Source organism: Hoeflea phototrophica DFL-43, from assembly GCF_000154705.2.
GTDB lineage: Bacteria > Pseudomonadota > Alphaproteobacteria > Rhizobiales > Rhizobiaceae > Hoeflea > Hoeflea phototrophica.
The window spans coordinates 158,240-181,086 of the sequence record NZ_CM002917.1; the positions used below are offsets into that span (position 1 = coordinate 158,240).

Below are 22,847 nucleotides of genomic sequence, written 5' to 3' on the forward strand. Positions count from 1 at the left end.
AGCGCTCCATGAACGAGATCAGGGATATTCTGAACACGATGGACTACGGACCTGCGCCGGAAGACGACAAGGAAGTGCGGGCCTGGCTCGCAAACCACAAGGATGGCTTTGGCCATTTCATCGGCGGCAGCTTCACAAAGCTTGGCGGCAACACCTTCGAAGTGCACAATCCCGCCAATGGCGAGACCCTTGCCCGCGTCGCCATTGCCAATGCCGAGGATGTGGACCGCGCTGTCGGCGAGGCTGCGAAAGCACAGAAGAAATGGCAGGCCCTGTCCGGCAACAAACGCGCCCGGCATGTCTATGCGCTGGCCCGGCATATCCAGAAACATGCCCGCTTCCTTGCAGTGCTGGAAACGCTCGACAATGGCAAGACCATCCGCGAGACCCGGGACATCGACATTCCGCTTGTCGCCCGCCATTTCTATCACCATGCCGGCTGGGCGGAGCTCTGCGAGACCGAGTTCCCGGGCTATGAGGCGGCTGGTGTTTGTGGTCAGATCATCCCGTGGAACTTCCCGCTGTTGATGCTCGCCTGGAAGGTTGCTCCTGCGCTGGCAGCCGGATGCACCGTGGTGCTCAAGTCCGCCGAACACACGCCTCTGACGGCGATTGCCTTTGCGGAAATCTGTACTGAGGCAGGCCTTCCCGCCGGGGTTTTCAACCTCGTCAACGGCGCGGGCGAAACCGGAGCTGCTCTCGCAGGCCATGATGGCATCGCCAAGCTCGCCTTCACCGGATCGACCGAAGTCGGCCGGGTGCTGCGCCGCCAGACTGCAGGGTCGGGCAAGAAGCTGTCGCTTGAACTCGGTGGAAAGTCGCCTTTCATCGTGTTTGAAAACGCCGACATCGATGCAGCCGTCGAGGGCGTGGTGGATGCGATCTGGTTCAATCAGGGCGAAGTCTGCTGCGCCGGCTCCCGCGCCATCGTTCAGGAAGGCATTGCCGATCGCTTTCATGACAAGCTGCGCGCCCGCATGGAGAAACTCCGCGTCGGCAATCCGCTCGACAAGTCGATGGACATGGGCGCCGTTGTCGCGCCGGTCCAGATCCGTGAGATCACGGCCAAGGTCGAAGCCGGGATCGCCGAGGGCGGCAGCATGTGGCAGCCGAGCTGGGCCAGGACGGTCTCCAATGCGGATGGCTGCTTCTTCCCACCCACCTTGTTCACCGGCGTTGCCCCGTCTTCGACGCTGGCCCAGGAAGAGATCTTCGGGCCGGTGCTCGCCTCGATGACCTTCCGCACCCCGGGTGAGGCGGTGCAGCTTGCCAACAATTCGCGTTATGGCCTGGCCGCCTCGGTCTGGTCGCAAAACCTCGATGAGGCATTCGACGCCGCGCGGCAGATCAAGTCCGGCATCGTCTGGATCAATGCCACCAATCTGTTTGACGCCTCGGCAGGCTTCGGCGGTTACAAGGAAAGCGGCTTCGGCCGCGAGGGCGGCCGTGAAGGCATGCGCGAATATCTCGTCCCGTCCTGGCAGAAAAAGGCAAAATTGCTGCCCGAAAGCGAGCCTCTTGCGGCTCCCGTTCCTGTCCCTGGTGGTGATGCCCCTGGCCTCGACCGGACCGTGAAAATGTACATTGCCGGCAAGCAGGCGCGGCCGGATTCGGGTTACTCCTACCCGGTGACCGGCAAGAACGGCAGGCATCTCGCGGAAGTCGGCCTGGGCAGCCGCAAGGACATCCGCAATGCGGTCGAAGCCGCGCACAAGGCCTCCGCCTGGAGCGCAATGACCGGTCATCAGCGCGCCCAGGTGCTCTATTTCCTGGCCGAAAATCTGGAACTGCGAAGCGCAGAATTCGCCGCTCGTCTGGCTGATGCCGGGGCGTCCGCGTCTGCGGCAAAGCGCGAAGTCGAGGCATCGGTGGCGCGGATCATGCATTATGCCGCCTGGGCCGACAAATATGACGGCGCTGTGCGCGCGCCTGACAAGCGCATGCTGACGCTGGCGCTCAACGAGCCCTGGGATGTGATGGGCATCTCCTGCCCGGATGAAGCGCCACTATTGGCGTTCGTCTCTCTGGTTCTGCCCGCCATTGCGATGGGCAACCGGGTTGTGGTGACACCCTCGCCGCGCCAGCCGCTGCCGGCTCTGGATTTCTATCAGGTGCTCGATACGTCCGATGTGCCCGGCGGTGTGGTCAACATCGTCACCGGCGATCGCGACACTCTGGCTGATACAATGGCGAAGCATGATGACATCGCGGCGCTCTGGTATTTTGGCGGCCAGGCCGGAACCGCGCTGGTCGAGCGCGAATCCGCGGGCAATCTCAAGCCCGTCTGGGCCAGCAATGGCAAGGCCCGTAACTGGTCCGACCCGGTTCAGGGTCAGGGCGAGGAGTTCCTGTTCCGCGCGGTGCGGATCAAGACCATCTGGACGCCGTTTGGCGTTTGAGGAGGTATCATGCTTCCCCAGGAGATTGTCCGGACCAAACGCGACGGTGGCGAACTTGATCGCGAGCAGATTGCCGCGTTCATCACCGGTCTGACCGATGGCAGCGTCAGCGAGGGCCAGGTGGCGGCCCTTGCGATGGCGGTGTTCTTCAACGGCATGACCCGTGCAGAAGCGGTCGCCCTGACGCTGGCGATGCGTGATTCCGGCGAAGTGCTGTCCTGGCCCGAGCTGGACCGTCCGGTCGTCGACAAGCATTCCACGGGCGGTGTCGGCGACAATGTCTCGCTGATGCTGGCGCCGATCGCCGCGGCCTGCGGGCTTGCCGTGCCGATGATTTCGGGGCGCGGTCTTGGCCATACCGGGGGTACGCTCGACAAGATGGAAGCGATCCCCGGCTATCAGGCGATGCCGGACAATGCGCTGTTCCGCAAGGTTGTCGCCTCCGCGGGGTGCGCGATCATTGGCCAGACCGGTAATCTCGCACCCGCCGACAAGCGCTTCTATGGAATCCGCGATGTTACTGCGACAGTCGAATCGGTGCCCTTGATAACCGCATCCATCCTGTCGAAAAAGCTCGCAGCCGGGCTCGGTGCGCTGGTTCTGGATGTCAAATGCGGCAATGGCGCCTTCATGGACAACCCGGTCCGCGCCGCCGAACTGGCACGCTCTCTGGTGGAGGTCGCCACCGGTGCGGGAATGCCCACAACAGCGTTGATCACCGATATGAACCAGCCGCTTGCGAGTGCCGCAGGCAATGCGGTGGAAGTTCAGAATGCCGCCGATTTTCTCACCGGAGACGCGCGGGACCCTCGGCTTGAAGCGGTCACTGTCGCGCTCGCTGCGGAAATGCTCGTTTCGGGTGGGCTGGCTTCTGATCCCGAAGCCGGGGCGGTTCAGGCGAGACGTGCGCTGGAACAGGGCTATGCCGCCGAACACTTCAACCGGATGGTGGCGGCTCTCGGTGGGCCAACGGATTTCCTGGCAGACCCGGCCCGGCATCTGGCAAAGGCGCCGATTGTGGCCGATTGCCTGGCCGAAGCCGAAGGTTTTGTGACCGGTTACGACACCCGTGGCATAGGTCTCGCCGTGGTTGAGCTCGGCGGCGGGCGTGTGCGCCCGAGCGACCCCGTGGACCACGCTGTTGGGCTCACCGATCTGTTGCCGGTTGGAACGCGTCTGGAAAAGAACAGGCCGATCGCAAGAATCCACGCCCGAACACCGGATCAGGTCGAGCAGGTGCAGGCACAGTTGAAAAGAGCGATCCGTATCGGCGCGGATCTTCCCCAACTCGACCCGGTCATTGTTGGTCGGGAGGTCTGATGCCGCGCGGATTTAGTTGACGAGTTCCAGCCTGTTGCCTTTGACCTGATAGGATTTGAGTTTCGACATGAAGCTCATTCCGATCAGGGTTGAAGACAGGGCCTTGTCTTCCAGGACGAACGCCTCGACATTTCGCACCGTGATCGAACCCACATTCATCTGGTCAAGCATCACCAGGGCCGCACTGGTCTTGCCGTTTGCGGTGTTCACCTGATGTTTGAAATCCGATCCAACCAGACCAAGGCCAAGACTGCGCGCCGTCGAAACATTCAGCGCCACATAGGTTGCCCCGGTATCGATAAGGCCCTTCAAATTGCGGCCATTCACCCTGAAGTCTGCGGAAAAGTGCCCGCTTCTGTCCATGGGAATGGTGGCCGCACGTACACCGGTTGCATAGTGTGCCAGTGGCTGTGCCGGGTGCGCGGAGGCCGTTTTGACCTCCGGCACTGGCACCCCGGAGCTTTCCTTGTCAGACATCGTGCCGGTAAACACGGAAACATCCTGCGCATAATGCGGCAGACTGGCAATGCCCAGAACGGCGCAGGAAATGAGAAAGATCTTCTTGAACATGCACAACTCCGAAATCTCGGTTCCATTGAACACATTCATTCCTAACGCCCGGTGACCATCGAGCTTCTGGTTCGTGGAATTGAACCCATGGTTAAGCGATCGGTAACGCTCCTGCCACACCGCCATCGCCACTGCAGAATTTGGCGTTGGAGCTATTTGGTCCCGTACATCCGGTCGCCCGCATCACCCAACCCGGGGACGATATAGCCCTTTTCGTTGAGATGGCTGTCGATCGAAGCAGTGAAGATCGGCACGTCCGGGTGCGCCGCCTGGAAGTTGCGGATACCCTCTGGCGCTGCCAGCAGGCACAGGAACCGGATGTTGTGCGCGCCGCGCTCTTTAAGCTTGTCGATCGAGGCAATCGACGAGTTGCCGGTGGCGAGCATCGGGTCGACGACAATGACCAGCCGGTTGCTCACATCCTCGGGCGCCTTGAAGTAATACTCAATCGCTTCCAGCGTCTCATGATCACGATAAACGCCAACATGGGCAACGCGCGCCGAGGGCACCAGATCGAGCATGCCCTCGAGCAGACCATTGCCCGCCCTCAGGATCGAAGCGAAAACCAGCTTCTTGCCTTCAAGAACCGGGGCTTCGATCTCGGTCAACGGGGTTTCGATCCGCTCCATGGTGAGTTCAAGATCACGCGTGACCTCGTAGCACAGGAGCGTCGAGATTTCCCGAAGCAACCTCCGGAAACCGGCTGTTGAGGTTTCCTTCTTGCGCATGATGGTCAGCTTGTGCTGCACCAGAGGGTGATCGATAACTGTTACGCCGTCCATAATGTCCCGCCCTGAAACTCTGAGCCGACGCAGCACCGCCAATTCCTGGTCGATGTGTTTGGTTCGCCTGCTGATAAAATCCTGCTCCGCCTTTGCTGCCGGCCGGATACCGTTGGCAACATGGCTTCAGCCAAGCCTGATTTAGACACCGATTGGGAAGCGGCGGCAACCTTTTGCAGCGCTTTCAGCCAAGCTGTCCCAAGAGAATCTCGCGGGTTGGTTCATCAACAAAGGCCGCTTCGATCGAAGTCTTGGTAAAGCCGGTCATTTCAGCGGAACTGTAGCCCCAGGCATCGGCAACAAGTTGATACTCGTGTCCGATCGAGGAATGGAAGTGCGGAGGGTCATCCGAACTCAGCGTGACCTTCACCCCTTCGCGCCGCAAAGCGTCGAACGGGTGACTGGTGATGTCTGGATAGACATTGAGAGCCAGATTTGATCCTGGGCATACCTCGAGCACCACGCCTTCGTCTGCCAGGCGCCTGACCAGATCAGGATCCTCGCTGGCGCGGACCCCGTGTCCGATCCGCGATGGGCGGACGTGATCAAGCGCATCGCGCACGCTTTCCGGCCCAGCCAGTTCTCCCGCGTGAATGGTAATGCCGAGCCCTGCATCGCGGGCGATGTCGAAGGCGCGCGTGAAATCCGCAACCCGTCCAAAGCGCTCTTCGCCGGCCATCCCGAAACCGGTGATCAGCGAATGCGGTCTGGTCGCTGCGAGCCGGGCAGCGGCCTCCACCTTTTCCGCACCCAGATGCCGCACGCCGACAATGATCATCCTGCACTCGATGCCGGTCGCGGACCGGGCGGCTTCGATCCCTTCGCCCAGACCGTTGAGATAGGCTTCAGCCGTCAAGCCCGCAGCAGCGGCATGGTCCGGGGAAACGAAGATTTCGGCATAGATTGCATTCTGCGCCGCGATACCCTCAAGATAGGTCCTGGCCAGCAACGCATAATCTTCTTCGCTGCGAAACAGCGCTGCAGCACCGTCATAGGCCGCGAGAAATTCGGTGAAATCAGACCAGACATAGTGATCGTCAGCGATAAAGGTGGAGACATCCGCACCATATTTGCGGGCCTGAGCCTTGACCAGTGCAGGTGATGCAGCGCCCTCGATGTGGCAATGCAGTTCTGCCTTCTTGACGTTGAGTGTCAAAGGAAACTCCTTCCATTGGCCAATGGCGGCAGACCCAGATGCGCCGCCACCGTTGCGCCGATGTCTGAAAAACTCCTCCTGATGCCAATGCTTCGTGCCGCAATGCCTGGCCCAAAACCGAGGATCGGAACACGTTCGCGAGTATGATCTGTCCCGCGCCAGGTCGGGTCGCAGCCATGGTCTGCGGTCATCAGCACCAGGTCCCCTGGTTTGAGAAGCTTGGCGAAGCGCGGCAGTTTCGCATCAAGGGCTTCCAGTGCCGCAGCATAACCTGGCACATCGCGCCTGTGACCGTACAACATGTCGAAATCGACAAAATTCGTGAACACCAGATCACCATCCTTGGCGTCTTTGGCGGCTTTCAGTGTCGCTTCGAAAAGCGCTGCATTGCCGTTGGCCTTGCGAAGATCGGTAACGCCCTGATGGGCGAAGATATCACTGATCTTGCCGACAGCGAACACCCGGTTGCCATTGTCGCTGATCTGATCAAGCAGCGTCGGGCCAGGCGGCGGCACCGAGAAATCGCGGCGGTTTCCCGTACGATCGAAACCTGTTTCAGGTGTGCCGACGAACGGCCTGGCGATCACCCGCCCGATATTGAGTGGGTCAACAAGGCTGCGGACGGTTTGGCAAAGCTTGATCAGCCGATCGAGACCAAAGCTTTCCTCGTGAGCCGCAATCTGGAACACGGAGTCGGATGATGTGTAGCAGATCGGCTTTCCGGTCCGCATGTGCTCGGCACCAAGGCTCGCGATGATCTCTGTGCCCGATGCGTGGCAATTGCCCAGGATCCCCGGAACATCGCCTTGAGACGCAATTGCCGCAATCAGTTCATCGCTGAAAGCTGCGCCATCATCTGGAAAATAGCCCCAGTCGAACATGACGGGCTGACCGGCAATCTCCCAATGCCCGGATGGTGTGTCCTTGCCGTGAGAGACTTCAGCCGCCGCACCGTGCAGGCCGCGAGGGCGGACCGCCAGCTCCCAGCCCGCGGGAAGCTCGCCCGATGCAGCAAGCGCGGCTTCAGCCAGGCCGAGAGACTGCATGTGCGGCAGCGCCAGTGGCCCCTTGCGCAAGTCCGCACGGTCGGCAAGGCCGGCGGCGCATTGCTCGGCTATGTGGCCAAGCGTATTGGCCCCGAGATCGCCATAGGCCTCGGCATCCGGGGCGCCTCCGATGCCAAATGAGTCAAGAACGAAAAGAAATGCGCGAGCCATGCGGGGTTCTCCAGTATGATCGCGAAGTTAGCCCGAATCGTATCATGCCGGAAGGGTGATCATGGATCTTGCCCGGTAACCTTGTTTTCACCATATCCTAGCAACCGAAATTGATCATGCTACAATCTCTCCATGATCGTGACCAAGCCAGCTGCGGCGATGGCCGTTTCCTTTTTTGCGACCTGCCGGGCAGGTGTTGCCGTTCTCGCCCTGGGGGCATGCGCGGCGTTTGCGGACTATCGCGATACGGTCCCCGTGTTGCGAATTGGCGTTGTCGAAAATCACGTTGCCCTGACCAACCCGCTCAAGCTTGAGGCCGTGCAGCAGGCCTTCTCCAAAACACTCGGAATTCCCATCGAGATCATCAGGATGCGCAGTTACGCGGCGTTGGTTGACGCGCACGCCAGCGGGCGTGTCGGATATGCGATCCATTCAGCACGTTCCTATGCTGCCACCGATGCGGCATGCGGGTGTGTCATACCATTTCGAACCCCGGTCGCCGCCGATGGTTCTAGCGGATTCAGATCAGTACTCGCTGTTGGCGACTCCGTGACCAGGCCGATCAGCGAACTCCGGATTGCCTACTCGAACGAAGATTCGGTCTCCGGCTGGCAGATTCCGCATCAGGCAATGCAGGCCGGAAGCCTTGAAACGCCCCAATTGGTTCGTGCCGGCACAGTCGCTGCAACAATCACGCTGTATGGCGCAGGCGAGGCCGATGGCTTCTTCGGTTGGGTTCCCGATATTGCCACAGCAGCCGGATCGGACCCTTCGCTTCTGTTCGGAGGCTGGAATCGGCAGATGGTGCTTGAAAGCGATCCAGTTCGCGTAATCTGGTCATCGCAGCGGATACCCTATGGTCCGCATGCGTTGCATCGGTCGCTGCCTGATGATCTGCTGGCCGCATTGGGGGCATTTCTTGACCAGATGCCGGAGAATGAACCAGGATTGCTGGACATCTTCGAGCCGTTTTTTGCAGGGGGTTATGTGACACCTGGCCTGAAGGATTACGAGAACCTGCAAGGGCTTGTCGTGGCTCCGCCCGATGGCGGCGACGGCTGAATTGTGGATCAGCAGTTCGAGCAGGTCACGCTGTTGCCCATCCGCTGTCGCAGGTGGTAGGTTTTCGCCATCTTCAGGGTGCGGATATCGATATCACTGACACCCGGAAGAACCAGCAGAAGCTTATGGTCGAACTCAACCTCGGTGCGGACCAGGAACGTGTTCGGAATTGCGAGGTCTGCTGGCAGCGTTTGGGTTGAGCCCGCGCTATATGGGCGTGAACCATTGTCCTGCCACGACCACGAGGCTGTCGCATTGCCCGCACCGTTGATGGCAATTCCAGTGACTTTTACTCTCACGCCTTCTGAACGAAATGGAGTCATTACGCTCTCCACCACATTCACCATCGAGGTAAGGTAGACCTTGTCGACCGATTCTTCCTGCGTGATCAGGTCAGCCACAGTGCTGGAGGCACGTGCCAGTTTCTTGTTAACCGACATGGCCACCGAAATTTCCAATGATCCCATATAGAGAATGATCAGAACTGGCGCGATGAGAGCAAATTCAACCGCGCCCACGCCATCTTTATTTCCGCGCAACCTGCGCGCAGTTTGCATCAATCCTATCAGCGCGCCGGTCATGGGTATTCCTCGTTCCGGAACGCGGAGGTCGCCACCATCAGGTAATCGCGTGGCATTTCCCCATCCTTTCGGATATTTGTGATGAAGGGGCGGACCAGATCGGTCATTACTTCCCAGCGATAGTAGGCGCGCACAATATTGATCGTGCCGGGACCACCGGGATCGTAGTCGAAGCTGGATGGGTCAATGTCGGAGTGTTTCGCTTCACCCACGCGCGGAATATCATTTGGAATCGCCGCAAAACTGGCAAACTCTCTGACGTCAAGATACAGCTTCTGATCGTTGGGATCTTCGTTCTCGGGGCATGTGATCATCAGGCTGATCTCTTCACACAGTTGCGCCCGGAATTCCGCCTCTGTCTTGTCGGTCGCGCGCCCCATTTGAAAGGTAATCTGCCCGGTCCGAACCTGACGGCTCATGGTATCGACGGCATTTTCGAGCAATTGCTCACCGGCGAACGCGACAAAGACCTCTATGGTGGCAAAGACGAGCATAAAGAACGGGAGCGAGAGCATTGCAAATTCAATTGCAGCTACCCCATCCTGAGATTTGCGGAATCGGCCGATAATACGGCGCACCTGTTTTCTCGGCTTCTTTCGAGTTTGCTCTTCGATAATCATCATCGAACTCCCAGACATTCTTTGTCTCAGGCATACTCTATGCTGAACTAGTTGATCATTCGTAACGAGCAGGACACAAAGATCGCCATTCTGGTGAATGGATCGTTACTGGCCATGATCTCAAAGTCGATTGAGGCTAGGGGGATACGGCACCCGGTTTGTGTTCCTCGCACGAGGGTGAGCACGAATAGACTGAACGGGCCGTCTGCTTGAACACCCTGAGCGTGTTGGCTTCGTCAACCGACACCAGAATGCGCTCGTCAACAATCGCCTCACCTTCCTGATCAAGAATGACAAGGTTGGTTGTGCCGTAAGACTTGCCGGTCAGCACAATTGTTCGCGGATCTGACACTGTCACATCCGCCACAGCGGCATTGCCGATGATCACCTTGCTGACTGTCCGGTCGAGCTTGAGGATACGTGCATGATCCATGAACACCCGGATAAGATCTTCATCTGCCACCGCAGTCAGTGGAGAAAGCACGGCGATCGCCATGCCGAACGCCGCAATCGCAAGCCGACGTCGAACAGGGGTGGAGTGGGTCATGCCGTTTCCTCGGGTCTCGGTGTCTCACCCCAAAATCGCCTGGATTGGTGAATGAAGCCTTAAGGTGAGGCCAGACTTCTTCATTTAGCCCTCTTTTTGATCGATTTCATCCCGCTAGCCGTACAAAAAGCGGTCGGAAATTGAGCCCCCCCTAATTATAAAGTGACTCTGGCGATCCGGTGTGTCGGCCTCGAACCAGGCTTGGTGCAGGCCGCTATCCCGGCGAAAAGATTTCGCTAACCACGTCTCTTAAGCAGATCGAAAAACTTCCATCCTAGGTTCAGGTCATCTGATCAACGGTAACGGTTGACGGAGTGCTGAAACCAATATCTGGATGAAGGAGTATCCCATGAAGACCATTTTTGATCGTTTCGTCAAAGACGAATCCGGCGCAACTGCAATCGAGTACGGCCTGATTGCTGCACTTATTTCGGTCGCACTGATCACCGGCGCAACCACACTCGGCAACTCGCTGAACAATCAGTTCTCGGGCCTGGCGACCAAGCTTGACAACGCTGGTAAGTAATCAGCGTTGATGACAATGCTGAAGGTGCTTGACTAAAATCGCATTCAGCATTGCTTGGATAAGAGCTGCCCCTCAGATGGGGCAGCTTTTTTGTATCCATCCATCCAATCGATCCGCTGTGGATCAGGCTGAATTGCGGATCAATGTAAACGAATCTCTAATATATTTTGGACATGATGAAATCGGTTTTTCTGTTGCCCCGATAGTCTGCTTCTCCGAAACAGCTTCATTTATCGCAACGTCTTACAAGTTCGAAGGGTTGGCGTCTTTGTTTATCTGGATAAAGGAACGTTCCGTGCTGAAATTTTTTGAATGTTTCGCCAAAGACAAGACTGGAACAACGGCTATTGAATATGGCCTGATTGGAACTTTGATATCTGTTTCCATTATCGCTGGAGCAATGACGCTTGGAAATACGGTCGGGAATCAGTTCCAAGGCCTGGCGGACAAGATGAACAATGCCCAAAACGCGCATAAATAATGCGAAAAAGCGCTATTGCGCACTCTGAAAATACCAACCGGCATTCTGGCGGTATTTTTGGATTAGGTTCCCGTTGCGGTTTCTTAATGTCTTCGGGCTAGATTAGCACTCCCGCTGAAGAAACTTCTTCAGAAAGCGGAACTTGGCCTTTCGCGCGGGGTTGCCGCAGACCGGGAAATCCCACGCGCGTTGCGGTCATAACGGTGGACAGCGAATCTTGGAGCTTTTCGATGGTTGAGGCCGCAATCTTCATTGTACTCCCGCTTTGCCTGGCAATAGCGGCATTCACCGATATTTTGACAATGAAGATTCCGAACAGGGTCTCGATTGTTCTCGGCCTCTCCTTTTTTGTTGTCGCGCCCCTCAGCGGCATGGATCTCGCTACCTTTGGGTGGTCAATTGTTGCGGCTCTGATCGTATTCGCGGTTTGCTTCGCCCTGTTCGCAGTTAACGTCATGGGCGGTGGTGACGCCAAGATCCTCAGCGCTGCCGCGCTATGGTACGGCTTTAGCTCGGATCTGGTCGTGTTTTTAGGGTTCACGGGAATCTATGGCGGCCTTCTTGCGCTTGTCGTGCTGATGCTTCGCGCCAACCAGAACATCCTGCTTGTGTCGCCGGTTCCGATTCCAATGCATTTTTTCAAGGATCGTGCGGGTATCCCCTACGGTGTGGCCATTGGGGCAGCCGCCTTTTCCACCTATCCTGACAGCCGTATTTTCATTGAAGCCATCGGCCGTCTCCACTGAGATTTGAGAATTGCGCCATCTGCTGTTGGGCAATGGCAGCGGTATGAGCCGTCATTCCCATTGCAGTCACGAGAGCCCCATACCCTATTTGTCAAGCAAACCAAACATTAACCCTGTTTGCTTCCAGAACATTAACCATAATTACACGATTGCGAATGCATTCTGCGGCCAGCCTATCCAATTCACGGTGAGGAAACCGCATGAAACCCGCCCGCGTCGTCATCATGGCAGTGGCAGTCCTGGCCGCCGGTCTTGCCGGATATCTCGCTATGAACCTAACTGCTCCAACGGTTCAGGTGAACGAGATCTCAGCAACGCCAGTGATCGAAAAAATGCCTACCCTGGATGTTCTGGTGGTCAGCGCCAGCCTACCGGTGGGCGCGCGGCTCAATGAAGAGACAATGGAGTGGAAGGGTTGGCCGGAGGATGCAGTCACAGAAGGACTGATCCGACGTGAATCCCGCCCGGATGCCATAACGGAGCTGACGGGGTCAATTGTCCGGCTTCCGCTGTTCACTGGTGAACCGCTTCGGCCCGAAAAAATCGTGGATTCCTCTTCGCGCATAATGTCTTCCCTGCTTCCTGCGGGCAAGCGCGCAATTGCGACCGAAATTTCGGTTGCCACCAGTGCCGGCGGTTTCATTCTGCCCAACGATCGAGTCGATGTGATCATGGTTCGCCGCAAAACGGAGCAAGAAGGCTTCCTCACCGAGGTCATCCTTTCCAACATCCGGGTGCTGGCGATCGACCAGCGGATCGAGGAAGACGCCCAGGGCAATCGCACTGCGGTCGGGACCACGGCAACACTTGAGCTGACCCCAGACCAATCCAAGATCATCACCGTCGCCCAGCAAATGGCAGACCGCTTGACGCTTGCTCTTCGCAGTGTCGCGGACGTTCAGGAGCCGGATACCGACGGTGCGAAACACCTTTTGAGCGGCGAAGACGGCACCTCAGCCATCCAGCTGATCCGCTCCGGCGCAATCACCAATGTTGGCGCCACCAACTGAAGCGGAGAATGAACGTGCGTCATATAGCAAAATCGCTTTTGTCTTCAATCGCCGGTATCGCACTGGTTGGGTCTGTCCTGGTCACTGGTGTGCTCGTCGATCCGACCACAGGCCGGCTGGCAACCCCAGCCCAGGCCTCGCAGAACATTATCAAGATCAAGAAGTCCGGTCCTGGTGTCTCAAAGCGTGTAAAGCTTGGTCTCAACAAGGCGATCGTCGTTGATTTGCCCACCGATGCCCATGATATCCTAGTCGCCGACCCGGCGCTTGCCGATGCCGTGACACGGACATCGCGCAGGCTCTATCTGTTCGGTAAGACGGTAGGTCAGACCAACATTTTCGTTTTTGGCCCCAACGGCGAGGAAATCATCGCCATCGAACTTGAGATCGAGCGCGATGTTGCCGGCCTTGAGGTCCATCTGGCCCGTTTCCTTCCCGATTCCAACATCCAAGTTGAGATCATCTCGGACAACATCGTGCTGACCGGTTCGGTGAGGACGCCGCAAGATGCGTCGCAAGCGGCCAGGCTGGCTGAGATATTCCTGACAGGTGGTGAAGCAACGACGCGTGTCACAACTGCCACCAGTGAAGGCGGGGACGCGGCTATCAACGCGGAAGATCGGCAGAAATCCAAGATCGTTAACCTGCTCAAGATTGATGGTGAGGACCAGGTCACGCTCAAGGTGACCATTGCAGAGGTCAGCCGCCAGGTCCTCAAGCAGCTGGGTTTCAACACAACCATAAGCGGGGATGGCTCATCCAGTTTTGGCAACAGCCCATCGCCCTGGCTTTCGGTTCCCGGTCTTGCGTCCGTTGGATCCGTTGCCGGCACCATTTCGGGTGCGCGGATTTCCGCCGATATCAGCGCCCTTGAGCGCGCCGGTGTGATCCGCACCCTTGCAGAACCGAGCCTCACGGCCATTTCCGGTGAAGTTGCGCGCTTCAGTGTTGGCGGTTCGTTCGAGATCGAAAGTGAACGCGACGAAGATGGAACCATCTTCGAGGAGAAGGAATACGGAATAAAGCTCGAATTCACTCCTGTGGTTCTGGCGCCGGGGCGGATTTCGCTTCGCATTAAGACCGAAGTTTCCGAGCCGACATTCGAGGGTCAAAGCCCGCTGCCATCCATTCAGAAGCGCGAAGCCGAAACCTCTGTCGAGCTTCCTTCGGGTGGATCGATGGTCCTTGCCGGCTTGGTGCGTGACAGCTATCGCCAGACTATTTCGGGGATGCCTGGCGCTTCCAAGATCCCGGTTCTGGGAAGCCTGTTTCGCTCAAAGGAGTTCCTGCGCAATGAGACTGAACTGGTCATCATCGCTACCCCCTATCTCGTCAAACCCGTTGCTCGCAATGAGCTTTCCCGCCCGGATGACAACTTCAATGCGCCCAGCGATGGCGCCGGTTTCTTCCTTGGCCGGGTCAACCGTGTCTATGGCCAGATGGAAACCGGCTTGCCTGCCGGCCGCTACCACGGCGCAGTTGGCTTCATTTACAAGTGATCAGGAACCCCACAATGTTGAGCAAGATTTCAGTTCCAGCCACTCCTGATCTTCCCAGGGTCCGGTATCTCGCGATTTCGATGCTGGCCGCCGCGTCTGTGCTGACCGGCTGCGCGGGATGGGGTGGTAAGAGTGTGGTCGTCGGTGCGGTCCCCGACGATTATAGAACCAACCACCCGATCATTGTCGCCGAGCAAGAGCGCACGGTTGATATTCCCGTTGGCACCGGCGACCGTGAATTGACAACATCCATGCGCGAGATCGTCCGTGGCGCGGCACACAGCTACCGCTCCAGTGCGTCGGGCGCAGTCCGCATCATGGTGCCGGTCGGCTCAGCCAATGCCGGCGCTGCTTCGATCCTTTCCGGTCAGGTAGCAAAGATTCTTCAGAAGGAGGGCGTTCCGCGTGATCGCATTCTCTCTTCGCCCTACAGCGTTTCGTCTCCCGACGACGCGGCGCCGATCCGCATCGCCTATCTAGCCATCACGGCGTCGACGGAAAAATGCGGTCGCTGGCCCGAGGATCTCGCCGCCGACACGACAGAGAACAAGCACTGGGCAAATTTTGGCTGCGCAAGCCAGAGCAACCTGGCCGCTCAGATTGCCAACCCCGGCGATCTCATAGCACCACGCGGCATGTCGCCGATTGATGCAGAGCGCCGCTCGACAATTATTGAGACCTATCGGGAAAGCGGTGCCGGGCTTGGGGCACTTTGATGGAAAAATTACGGCACGCGACCTCTGAAGCAGGACAATCGTAATGACAGAACTAGATTATTCGCTCGAGCAGTCAGAACCGGCCGAAACGGTCGAAGTTGAAACTGCACGTGGGGACTTTGACCGGATCAGACCGCTGCCCCGCATTTCGGTGCATGCATTTTACGAGACCGAAGGCCTGGCCAAGACCATGGAACGCTGCGGCGAGGATCGCCGCATGGCCAAGGTCAATCTCCGAGTGAATTCAGGCGGTGTATCGGCGGCAACCAACATGTTTGCCTCTTCACCGACACCCAATCTGCTGATCCTGGAAACCAACGCTGATGGCGCAACACTGATCGCAGAGCTCGGAGAACTCGCCAATTATTGCGATCCTGATACCCGCGTGGTGGTGATTGGCCACGTCAATGATGTATCGCTGTATCGCGAGCTGGTGCGCAATGGCGTGTCCGAATACATCGTTGCACCGGTGTCAATGGCTGATGTGATCGGTGTTGTCTCCTCCATCTTTGTCGACCCCGAGGCAGCCCCTCTGGGCAAGTCCATTGCCTTCGTCGGCGCAAAGGGCGGCGTCGGTTCATCGACATTGGCGCACAATTGCGCCTGGAGCATTTCAAGCCTTTTCTCGAGCGAGGTCATTCTCGCCGATCTTGACCTCGCTTTCGGGACCGCCAACCTGAATTTTGACAATGATCCGACCCAGGGCATTGCCGAAGCGGTGTTCTCACCCGATCGCCTTGATGAAGTGTTTCTTGATCGCCTGCTCGCGAAGTGTTCGGAACATCTCTCGATGCTGGCCGCGCCATCAATGCTTGACCGGACCTATGATTTTTCCGGCGATGCATTCCTGCCGATCCTGGAGATCGTTCAGCGCAATGCGCCAGTCTCGGTGCTCGATGTGCCGCATATCTGGTCTGACTGGAGCCGAAAGATTCTCAGCGCTGCGGATGAGGTCGTCATCACCGCCACACCTGATCTTGCCAACCTTCGCAACACCAAGAATCTGTTCGATACACTGCGCAAGCTGCGGCCAAACGATCATCCGCCGTTCCTGATCCTCAACCAGGTCGGTATGGCCAAGCGACCGGAGATTGCTCCGGAAGTCTTCTGCGATCCGCTGGAAATCGAGCCGTTGGCAATCATTCCGTTTGATGCGCCGCTGTTTGGCGAGGCAGCCAATTCCGGCCTGATGATTTCCGAATCTGCAGCCAAGTCGCCAGTGGCGGAGTCCTTTTCACAGATCGCGCATGTGGTCACCGGGCGGGCTGAAATGAAAAAACGCAAAAAAGCGGGCCTCGCATCCCTTATGGGCATGCTCGGTCGCAAGTAACAGCCAAACTGGAGTTCGCAACAACATGTTCGGCAAACGCAGCAACGATGGATCCGTGAAGGCGCCGATGGCCCCAGTGCCAAAGCCGTCGGTAGCGGCTGAGGCTATGGCCACGCAACCGGCCGCGGAAGCGGCGCCGGTCGCGCCAATTCCTGCTACCGCCCAGGCTCCTGCGGCTGCGCCCCAGCCGGAACCGGTTGCCTCGGTTCGCCGAGAAGAACCCCCGGCAAAGCGCAAATCAGCACGCAACGAGGCCTATTACGACACCAAGAGCCAGGTTTTCTCGGCGCTGATCGATACCATTGACCTTTCTCAGCTGGCCAAGCTTGACGCCGAAAGCGCGCGCGAGGAAATCAGGGATATCGTCAACGATATCATCACCATCAAGAACTTTGCGCTGTCCATCGCAGAGCAGGAAGAACTGCTCGACGATATCTGCAACGACGTTTTGGGCTACGGACCGCTGGAGCCATTGCTTGCCCGTGATGACATCGCCGACATCATGGTCAATGGCGCTGGTAAGACCTACATCGAAGTCTCCGGCAAGGTCCAGGAAACAGACGTCCGGTTTCGCGACAACGGCCAGCTTCTGTCAATCTGCCAGCGAATCGTGAGCCAGGTTGGCCGCCGGGTCGATGAATCGAGCCCGATCTGCGACGCCCGTCTCCCTGACGGTTCCCGCGTCAACGTGATTGCGCCACCGCTCGCCATCGATGGTGCCGCGCTTACCATTCGTAAGTTCAAAAAGGACAAGCTGACGCTGGATCAGCTGGTCAAATTTGGCGCGATCACGCCGGAAGGCGCTGTGTTGTTGCAGATTATCGGGCGCGTGCGTTGCAATGTCGTCATTTCCGGCGGCACCGGTTCCGGTAAGACAACGCTTCTCAATTGCTTGACGGCCTATATCGACACCGATGAGCGGGTGATCACCTGCGAAGACTCGGCAGAACTGCAGCTGCAGCAGCCGCATGTGGTGCGGCTTGAAACCCGCCCGCCCAATATCGAAGGTGAGGGCGAAATCACCATGCGTGATCTGGTCAAGAACTGTCTCCGCATGCGACCTGAGCGCATTGTCGTGGGTGAGGTTCGTGGCCCCGAGGTGTTCGACCTTCTTCAGGCGATGAACACCGGCCACGACGGCTCGATGGGTACAATTCATGCCAACAGCCCGCGTGAATGTCTCAGCCGTATGGAATCCATGATCGCCATGGGCGGTTTCACACTGCCGGCCAAGACCGTTCGTGAAATTATCTCCGGTTCGGTCGATGTTGTGATCCAGGCAACGCGCCTAAGGGATGGTTCACGCCGTATCACCCACATCACCGAGGTTGTCGGCATGGAAGGCGATGTCATCATCACCCAGGATCTGATGAAGTACGAGATGGTCGGCGAAGACGCCAATGGCAAGATCATCGGGGAGCATCGGTCCACGGGCATTGGCCGTCCGCATTTCTGGGATCGGGCACGCTATTACGGTGAAGACAAGCGCCTGGCCGCTGCCCTCGACGCCATGGAAAAAATGACCTCTTAAGGAGACGCAAGCGTGTTTGGTCTGGATACAGTTGTGGTCGCAATTATCGGTCTGGCTGCGCTGTCAGCCGGGGCGCTGGGTTACGGCGTGCTCTACAGCCGTATCGAAGGCGACCGCAAGGCAGAAAACCGGGTCAAGCGGGTCAAGGCTGCTGAAACCGACCGCAGCAAGGCCTCAGCGGCACGCGACCGGCTCGCCGAGGCCAACAAGCGGCGGAAGTCGGTTCAGGATTCGCTCAAAACGCTCGACGAGAAAAACAAGGAAAACGATAAGAAGACCTCCCCGCCGCTCAAGGACAAGATTGGACAGGCGGGTTTGCCGTTCTCGCTTGGCCAGTTCTATATGATCTCGCTGGTGTTGGGTCTTGTTGCTGGTCTAGTCGGTTTCGTTGCCTATGGCAGCCCGCTCGTTGCCGCGGGGATTGCGATCATTTTTGGTGCCGGAGTGCCTCGGTGGATCGTAGGATATCTGCGCAACCGTCGTCTCAAGGCGTTCCTCTCCGAGTTTCCCAACGCGCTTGATATCATGGTCCGCTCGATCAAGTCCGGCCTGCCGCTCAATGACGCGATCCGGATGATTTCTGCTGAGGGCCAGGAGCCGGTGCGGACCGAATTCAAGCGCATTGTCGATTCGCAACAAATGGGCATGAATATACCCGAAGCATGCGCCAGGCTTTACAGCAGGATTCCGCTGTCCGAAGCCAATTTCTTTTCCATCGTGATCGCGATTCAGGCGCAGGCAGGTGGCAATCTGTCTGAAGCTCTGGGCAATCTTTCGCGCGTTCTGCGCGACCGCAAGAAGATGAAGGCGAAGATCAACGCTTTGTCGATGGAAGCAAAGGCTTCAGCGGCAATCATTGGCGCATTGCCATTCATTGTGGCCCTTCTGGTCTACTTAACTTCTCCGGATTACATCATGATCCTGTTCACCGACACCCGCGGGCACCTCATTCTCGGCGCTTCAGCAATCTGGATGTCGATTGGCATCCTCGTGATGCGCAACATGATCAATTTTGACATTTAGGGTGGACAAATCATGCTTTCCGATATTGCGTCTTCCCTCACAGATCCGGCCTATCTGGTCCCGATCCTTGTCTCCGTGGCGGTGTTTGCAACCCTGTTCACCATTATGGCGCCATACTTCGAGCGCGGCGATCTCGACAAGCGAATGAAATCGGCTGCTCTGGAGCGCGACGAAATCCGGGCTCGGGAGCGCGCGCGTTTGCATGCCGAGCAATCGCGCGGTGGTTCCAAGAGCGCCGGGCTGCGCGCCCACAACAACGCATCAGTTCGCGGCATTGTTGAACAGCTCAATCTGCGTAAAGCGCTGGCCGACGATGCGACCGTCGCCAAACTCCGTGCTGCGGGATATCGGACCCAGAATGCGCTGAATATGTTCTTGCTGGCGCGCTTTGTGCTGCCCTTCTTTTTCTTCGTTGCGGCGGTGGTCTATGTTTTTGTTTTGGAGAACATGACGGACAAGCCGACAACGGTGCGTCTGTTGGCCTGTATCGTTGCTGCCTATGCGGGCTTCTATGCACCCAACATATTCATCTCAAACCAGTCCAAAAAACGCCAGCAGTCGATCAAGATGGCATGGCCGGACGCGCTTGACCTGCTGCTTATCTGTGTGGAATCGGGGGTCTCCATTGAGGCTGCGATGAAGCGGGTTGCCGAGGAGATCGCTATTCAGTCGACGGCTCTGGCCGAGGAGTTTCTCCTGACCACGGCTGAGCTGTCCTATCTGCAGGACCGTCGCGTAGCCTTTGAAAACCTGGGCAACCGGACCGGACTGGAGGCGGTCAAGTCGGTAACTCAGGCGCTGATCCAGTCAGAACGTTACGGTACACCGATCGCTCAAGCGTTGCGGGTGCTTGCGCAGGAAAGCCGCGATGCGCGGATGACCGAGGCCGAGAAGAAGGCTGCGGCCCTTCCGCCCAAATTGACCGTGCCCATGATCCTGTTCTTCCTGCCGGTTCTGATCGGCGTTATCCTCGGCCCAGCCGCGATCCAGGTGATGGACAGGTTCTAAAAATCCAACAAGGCGTCAAGCGGACCGGGGCGGGAGCTGCGCAACCCGTTGCGAAAATCAAACTCGACTGATCGGGCGAGTTGGGATCGTATCCACAGGAGAGGTAGGCAAGCCAGACCGGGCGCAATCCCGCAGGATGCGCGGGCAATGTCGATCAATCGAGAAACTGGAGACATTCCGGGAGAAGCTGGAAGCGAGAACCTGGGGCTTCGTGGCTTGTGGCCCGCCATGCGCCGGGGAGATCAAACTCAGCCCTGACGGGCTTGTAACCGCTCAATTGACTGCAGGGATGATTTGCACGGCGCCCGAAGCAAAAAGAGGCCTAGTTGGTGTTCTTCCTGTCGTTGTCCTTGAGCTTGTTCCAGGCATTTTGCTGCGACAGCATGCTGCGCAGATAGGTCACATTGGCCTGCGCCTGCTCCGGTGAGAGTTCGGCACTGGCGATTTTCTCGGCTTCGCCGAAGCGGCCTTGCAGGCCGACGACCAATGCGAGGTTCTGCCGCACACGGCTGTCGGCGCCGGGTTGCTGAACAGCTGAAGCAAGATAGGTCTCTGCAGTTCGCAAGTCACCCTGGAGCAGATAGGACATACCGAGATTGGAGAGGATCGACGGCTCGTTTGGCTTGATGTCGAGTGCTTTGCGATAGCGGTTGCGTGCGCCCGCCGGATCACCCATCTGGTCAAGGATAGCGCCCTCGGCGGACAGCAATTGCCAATCCGGCCGGTCGGGCGTTTGTGCCCGTCGGATCGCGTCCAGGGCCTTGTCAAACTGGCCTCCGCCCGCCAACGCCTTGCCATAGGCTGCAAGAACTGTGCGGTCGGTCGGATTGTGGATCGCCACCTGCTGCATCACTGCCAGCGCCTGCGAAGACCGCCCGCCCATGGTCAGAACCGAAGCGTAGTGCATTCCGATCGCCGGGTCCTTCGGATTGCGGTCATAGGCACGGCCAACCTGCTCGGCGGCGGAATGCAGCTCGGCTGCATTCATGCTTTCAAGCGGCTTGTTCATCGAAGGAATCGACCCGGTGGTCAACTTACCTTTGGAGGCGCAGCCGGCAAGCGATATGCCGATCGCAGCGACACAGACGGCTGTGAACAGTCGGCGGGAGAAATTGGAGCGGATACCTGGCTTCAACATTGACCTGATCCCGAGGGTTGTGGGCCGCGGCAACCCGACAACAGGAGCGCCGCAATATTCGTTCCAGCAATAATCTGTTAACCCTAATCAACCGTTAACAAGCGATTCTTCGTGACAGGCTTTGACCGGGCAGGGACCAAAGAAGACGCAAGGAGAAACCATGCCGCCCTATCAGTTCATCGAAAGACCTTCGCCCTTTGCACCGATGTCCTCAGCCTCCTTGCCTGTCTGGGCCATCTCGCGCGCGGATCTGGAAAGGGGTCAATTCGACAAGACCGCGCTGGCCTGGGCCACAAGCGCTGGTTTCAACGCCGCTGAAGGATCGCTGCTGCTCGCCCCCTCGCGGCATGGCAAGCTCGCCGGCGCGCTGTTTGGACTCGGCGATGAAACCGAGTGCAACCCCTTCATTGGCGGCAAGCTTGCCCGTGCGCTTCCCGCCGGTGACTGGCACATCGAGACCTCCCCGATCTCAGGCGCCGTTATGGCGCTGGCCTTCGGCATGGGGGCCTACCGTTATGAGAGCTATAGGAAGCCGGCTCCGGCTGGTCCGCGTCTGGTAATCCCCGCCGATGCCGATGCGGACACCATCACCCGGACGGTGGCAGCGGTGTCGCTGGCTCGCGATCTGGTCAACACGCCTGCCAACGACATGGGCCCCGACGCGCTGGAAACCGTCTTTCTGGCTCTTGCCAAACGCTACAAGGCAAAGACGAAAGTGGTCACCGGCGATGCGCTGCTGTCTGCGAATTTTCCGATGATCCATGCGGTCGGCCGGGCGGCGGAGCAGGCGCCGCGGCTTCTCGAAATGCGGTGGGGCAAGAAGGGTGCGCCGAAGCTCACCCTGGTCGGCAAAGGTGTCTGTTTTGACACCGGCGGCCTCGACATCAAGCCCGCATCCTCGATGCTGTTGATGAAAAAAGACATGGGCGGGGCAGCCAATGTGCTGGCGTTGGCGATGATGATCATGGATGCCGGCCTCGCTGTTGATTTGCGGGTGCTGATTCCCGCCGTCGAGAATTCCATATCTGCCTCCGCCTTCCGCCCGGGCGATGTGCTTACGAGTAGAAAAGGGCTGACAGTTCAAATCGACAACACCGATGCCGAGGGCCGCCTGGTTCTGGCTGATGCGCTGAGCTACGCTTGCGAGGACAAGCCGGCCCTCATCGTCGACATGGCGACATTGACTGGGGCCGCCCGTGTGGCGCTTGGTCCCGATCTGCCACCGTTCTACACCGACGATGAAACTCTTGCCGGCAGTCTCTCGGAGTCATCGCGCGCGGTTGCCGATCCGATGTGGCGAATGCCGCTCTACAAGCCCTATGAAGCGGATGTGAAAGCCAGGATCGCCGATCTTACCAACGCGCCGTCAGGCGGCTTTGCAGGCTCGATCACAGCGGCACTGTTCCTCAAACGTTTTATCGAACCTGAGGTGAGTTGGGTGCATTTTGATATCTTTGCCTGGTCGCCAAAGGAAAGGCCGCATGGGCCGGTTGGCGGCGAAGCACAGGCAATCCGCGCCTTGTTTGATGTCGTCAGTCAGCGTTACCCGGCCTGAAGTCGGCCCTTTGCCTTGCGCGCCAATATG

General features: G+C 58.2%; 22 protein-coding genes. 14 read left to right on the forward strand and 8 right to left on the reverse strand.

Annotation, left to right across the window (positions count from 1 at the left end; all coding sequences use genetic code 11):
* Window positions 1-8: 8 nt before the first annotated feature.
* Window positions 9-2,399 carry an aldehyde dehydrogenase family protein gene (locus tag HPDFL43_RS00715; RefSeq protein WP_007199627.1) on the forward strand — a complete coding sequence of 797 codons (2,391 nt, stop codon included), beginning with the start codon at window positions 9-11 and terminating at the stop codon, window positions 2,397-2,399.
* Window positions 2,400-2,408: 9 nt separating this feature from the next.
* Window positions 2,409-3,719, forward strand: coding sequence for a thymidine phosphorylase (gene deoA, locus HPDFL43_RS00720; RefSeq protein WP_007199628.1), 1,311 nt, complete (start codon window positions 2,409-2,411; stop codon window positions 3,717-3,719).
* A gap of 12 nt (window positions 3,720-3,731) precedes the next feature.
* Here the strand turns inward: deoA and HPDFL43_RS00725 are convergent, their stop codons facing one another.
* The 4 genes from HPDFL43_RS00725 to HPDFL43_RS00740 form a co-directional block, all read right to left on the reverse strand.
* Complete coding sequence (locus tag HPDFL43_RS00725) at window positions 3,732-4,289, reverse strand: retropepsin-like aspartic protease family protein (RefSeq protein WP_040449455.1); 558 nt, start codon at window positions 4,287-4,289, stop codon at window positions 3,732-3,734.
* Between the two features lie 152 nt (window positions 4,290-4,441).
* Window positions 4,442-5,071 carry a uracil phosphoribosyltransferase gene (upp, locus tag HPDFL43_RS00730; RefSeq protein ID WP_007199630.1) on the reverse strand — a complete coding sequence of 210 codons (630 nt, stop codon included), beginning with the start codon at window positions 5,069-5,071 and terminating at the stop codon, window positions 4,442-4,444.
* A 184-nt stretch (window positions 5,072-5,255) separates the two neighbouring features.
* On the reverse strand, window positions 5,256-6,227 hold the full coding sequence (locus tag HPDFL43_RS00735; protein ID WP_007199631.1) for an adenosine deaminase: 972 nt from the start codon (window positions 6,225-6,227) through the stop codon (window positions 5,256-5,258).
* A complete protein-coding gene (locus HPDFL43_RS00740) occupies window positions 6,224-7,444 on the reverse strand; it encodes a phosphopentomutase (RefSeq protein ID WP_007199632.1) in 1,221 nt (406 codons plus the stop codon). Before HPDFL43_RS00740 ends, HPDFL43_RS00735 begins: the two co-directional genes overlap by 4 nt.
* Window positions 7,445-7,576: 132 nt before the next feature.
* Here HPDFL43_RS00740 and HPDFL43_RS21200 point away from each other — a divergent pair, with 132 nt between their 5' ends.
* Entirely contained in the window at window positions 7,577-8,506 is a 930-nt protein-coding gene (locus HPDFL43_RS21200) for a phosphate/phosphite/phosphonate ABC transporter substrate-binding protein (protein WP_007199633.1), read from the forward strand.
* 8 nt (window positions 8,507-8,514) lie between these two features.
* Here the strand turns inward: HPDFL43_RS21200 and HPDFL43_RS00750 are convergent, their stop codons facing one another.
* The 3 genes from HPDFL43_RS00750 to HPDFL43_RS00760 form a co-directional block, all read right to left on the reverse strand.
* Window positions 8,515-9,087: a TadE/TadG family type IV pilus assembly protein gene (locus tag HPDFL43_RS00750; RefSeq protein WP_007199634.1), complete on the reverse strand. Its 573-nt coding sequence runs from the start codon at window positions 9,085-9,087 to the stop codon at window positions 8,515-8,517.
* Complete coding sequence (locus HPDFL43_RS00755; RefSeq protein WP_040448863.1) at window positions 9,084-9,710, reverse strand: TadE/TadG family type IV pilus assembly protein; 627 nt, start codon at window positions 9,708-9,710, stop codon at window positions 9,084-9,086. Before HPDFL43_RS00755 ends, HPDFL43_RS00750 begins: the two co-directional genes overlap by 4 nt.
* Before the next feature lie 133 nt (window positions 9,711-9,843).
* Window positions 9,844-10,254, reverse strand: coding sequence for a pilus assembly protein N-terminal domain-containing protein (locus HPDFL43_RS00760; RefSeq protein ID WP_007199636.1), 411 nt, complete (start codon window positions 10,252-10,254; stop codon window positions 9,844-9,846).
* A 349-nt stretch (window positions 10,255-10,603) separates the two neighbouring features.
* On the opposite strand from HPDFL43_RS00760, the gene HPDFL43_RS00765 reads away from it, so the two are divergent.
* From HPDFL43_RS00765 to HPDFL43_RS00810, 10 genes are all read left to right on the forward strand, one after another.
* Entirely contained in the window at window positions 10,604-10,780 is a 177-nt protein-coding gene (locus tag HPDFL43_RS00765; RefSeq protein ID WP_040449458.1) for a Flp family type IVb pilin, read from the forward strand.
* Window positions 10,781-10,808: 28 nt separating this feature from the next.
* Window positions 10,809-11,261 carry a Flp family type IVb pilin gene (locus tag HPDFL43_RS22400; protein ID WP_425348812.1) on the forward strand — a complete coding sequence of 151 codons (453 nt, stop codon included), beginning with the start codon at window positions 10,809-10,811 and terminating at the stop codon, window positions 11,259-11,261.
* 230 nt (window positions 11,262-11,491) lie between these two features.
* Window positions 11,492-12,007, forward strand: a complete 516-nt coding sequence (locus HPDFL43_RS00775) for an A24 family peptidase (protein ID WP_040448865.1) — start codon at window positions 11,492-11,494, stop codon at window positions 12,005-12,007.
* Between the two features lie 200 nt (window positions 12,008-12,207).
* The gene (gene cpaB, locus HPDFL43_RS00780) at window positions 12,208-13,017 is read left to right on the forward strand and encodes a Flp pilus assembly protein CpaB (RefSeq protein ID WP_007199641.1); all 810 of its coding nucleotides are present in this window, start codon (window positions 12,208-12,210) and stop codon (window positions 13,015-13,017) included.
* An 8-nt stretch (window positions 13,018-13,025) separates the two neighbouring features.
* Entirely contained in the window at window positions 13,026-14,516 is a 1,491-nt protein-coding gene (locus HPDFL43_RS00785; protein WP_007199642.1) for a type II and III secretion system protein family protein, read from the forward strand.
* A gap of 14 nt (window positions 14,517-14,530) precedes the next feature.
* Window positions 14,531-15,232 (forward strand): CpaD family pilus assembly protein, encoded by a 702-nt coding sequence (locus HPDFL43_RS00790; RefSeq protein ID WP_007199643.1) that lies wholly within the window; start codon window positions 14,531-14,533, stop codon window positions 15,230-15,232.
* A gap of 43 nt (window positions 15,233-15,275) precedes the next feature.
* Window positions 15,276-16,562, forward strand: coding sequence for an AAA family ATPase (locus tag HPDFL43_RS00795; protein WP_007199644.1), 1,287 nt, complete (start codon window positions 15,276-15,278; stop codon window positions 16,560-16,562).
* Window positions 16,563-16,587: 25 nt separating this feature from the next.
* A complete protein-coding gene (locus tag HPDFL43_RS00800; protein ID WP_007199645.1) occupies window positions 16,588-18,093 on the forward strand; it encodes a TadA family conjugal transfer-associated ATPase in 1,506 nt (501 codons plus the stop codon).
* Window positions 18,094-18,105: 12 nt separating this feature from the next.
* Entirely contained in the window at window positions 18,106-19,116 is a 1,011-nt protein-coding gene (locus tag HPDFL43_RS00805) for a type II secretion system F family protein (protein ID WP_007199646.1), read from the forward strand.
* A gap of 12 nt (window positions 19,117-19,128) precedes the next feature.
* On the forward strand, window positions 19,129-20,124 hold the full coding sequence (locus tag HPDFL43_RS00810) for a type II secretion system F family protein (protein ID WP_007199647.1): 996 nt from the start codon (window positions 19,129-19,131) through the stop codon (window positions 20,122-20,124).
* A 322-nt stretch (window positions 20,125-20,446) separates the two neighbouring features.
* Here HPDFL43_RS00810 and HPDFL43_RS00815 read toward each other — a convergent pair whose 3' ends face one another.
* Window positions 20,447-21,262, reverse strand: a complete 816-nt coding sequence (locus HPDFL43_RS00815; protein ID WP_007199648.1) for a tetratricopeptide repeat protein — start codon at window positions 21,260-21,262, stop codon at window positions 20,447-20,449.
* Window positions 21,263-21,422: 160 nt separating this feature from the next.
* On the opposite strand from HPDFL43_RS00815, the gene HPDFL43_RS00820 reads away from it, so the two are divergent.
* Complete coding sequence (locus HPDFL43_RS00820) at window positions 21,423-22,817, forward strand: leucyl aminopeptidase family protein (RefSeq protein ID WP_007199649.1); 1,395 nt, start codon at window positions 21,423-21,425, stop codon at window positions 22,815-22,817.
* The last annotated feature ends 30 nt before the right edge of the window (window positions 22,818-22,847 follow it).

Coding starts and splice junctions, on each gene's coding strand:
- HPDFL43_RS00715 (WP_007199627.1), top strand. CDS start 9: ATGAACGAGATCAGGGATATTCTGAACACGATGGACTACGGACCTGCG.
- HPDFL43_RS00740 (WP_007199632.1), bottom strand. CDS start 7,444: ATGGCTCGCGCATTTCTTTTCGTTCTTGACTCATTTGGCATCGGAGGC.
- HPDFL43_RS00755 (WP_040448863.1), bottom strand. CDS start 9,710: ATGATGATTATCGAAGAGCAAACTCGAAAGAAGCCGAGAAAACAGGTG.
- HPDFL43_RS00795 (WP_007199644.1), top strand. CDS start 15,276: ATGACAGAACTAGATTATTCGCTCGAGCAGTCAGAACCGGCCGAAACG.
- cpaB (WP_007199641.1), top strand. CDS start 12,208: ATGAAACCCGCCCGCGTCGTCATCATGGCAGTGGCAGTCCTGGCCGCC.
- deoA (WP_007199628.1), top strand. CDS start 2,409: ATGCTTCCCCAGGAGATTGTCCGGACCAAACGCGACGGTGGCGAACTT.
- HPDFL43_RS21200 (WP_007199633.1), top strand. CDS start 7,577: ATGATCGTGACCAAGCCAGCTGCGGCGATGGCCGTTTCCTTTTTTGCG.
- HPDFL43_RS00820 (WP_007199649.1), top strand. CDS start 21,423: ATGCCGCCCTATCAGTTCATCGAAAGACCTTCGCCCTTTGCACCGATG.
- HPDFL43_RS00800 (WP_007199645.1), top strand. CDS start 16,588: ATGTTCGGCAAACGCAGCAACGATGGATCCGTGAAGGCGCCGATGGCC.
- HPDFL43_RS00810 (WP_007199647.1), top strand. CDS start 19,129: ATGCTTTCCGATATTGCGTCTTCCCTCACAGATCCGGCCTATCTGGTC.
- HPDFL43_RS00765 (WP_040449458.1), top strand. CDS start 10,604: ATGAAGACCATTTTTGATCGTTTCGTCAAAGACGAATCCGGCGCAACT.
- HPDFL43_RS00750 (WP_007199634.1), bottom strand. CDS start 9,087: ATGACCGGCGCGCTGATAGGATTGATGCAAACTGCGCGCAGGTTGCGC.
- HPDFL43_RS00760 (WP_007199636.1), bottom strand. CDS start 10,254: ATGACCCACTCCACCCCTGTTCGACGTCGGCTTGCGATTGCGGCGTTC.
- HPDFL43_RS00725 (WP_040449455.1), bottom strand. CDS start 4,289: ATGTTCAAGAAGATCTTTCTCATTTCCTGCGCCGTTCTGGGCATTGCC.
- upp (WP_007199630.1), bottom strand. CDS start 5,071: ATGGACGGCGTAACAGTTATCGATCACCCTCTGGTGCAGCACAAGCTG.
- HPDFL43_RS00790 (WP_007199643.1), top strand. CDS start 14,531: ATGTTGAGCAAGATTTCAGTTCCAGCCACTCCTGATCTTCCCAGGGTC.
- HPDFL43_RS00785 (WP_007199642.1), top strand. CDS start 13,026: ATGAACGTGCGTCATATAGCAAAATCGCTTTTGTCTTCAATCGCCGGT.
- HPDFL43_RS00815 (WP_007199648.1), bottom strand. CDS start 21,262: ATGTTGAAGCCAGGTATCCGCTCCAATTTCTCCCGCCGACTGTTCACA.
- HPDFL43_RS00775 (WP_040448865.1), top strand. CDS start 11,492: ATGGTTGAGGCCGCAATCTTCATTGTACTCCCGCTTTGCCTGGCAATA.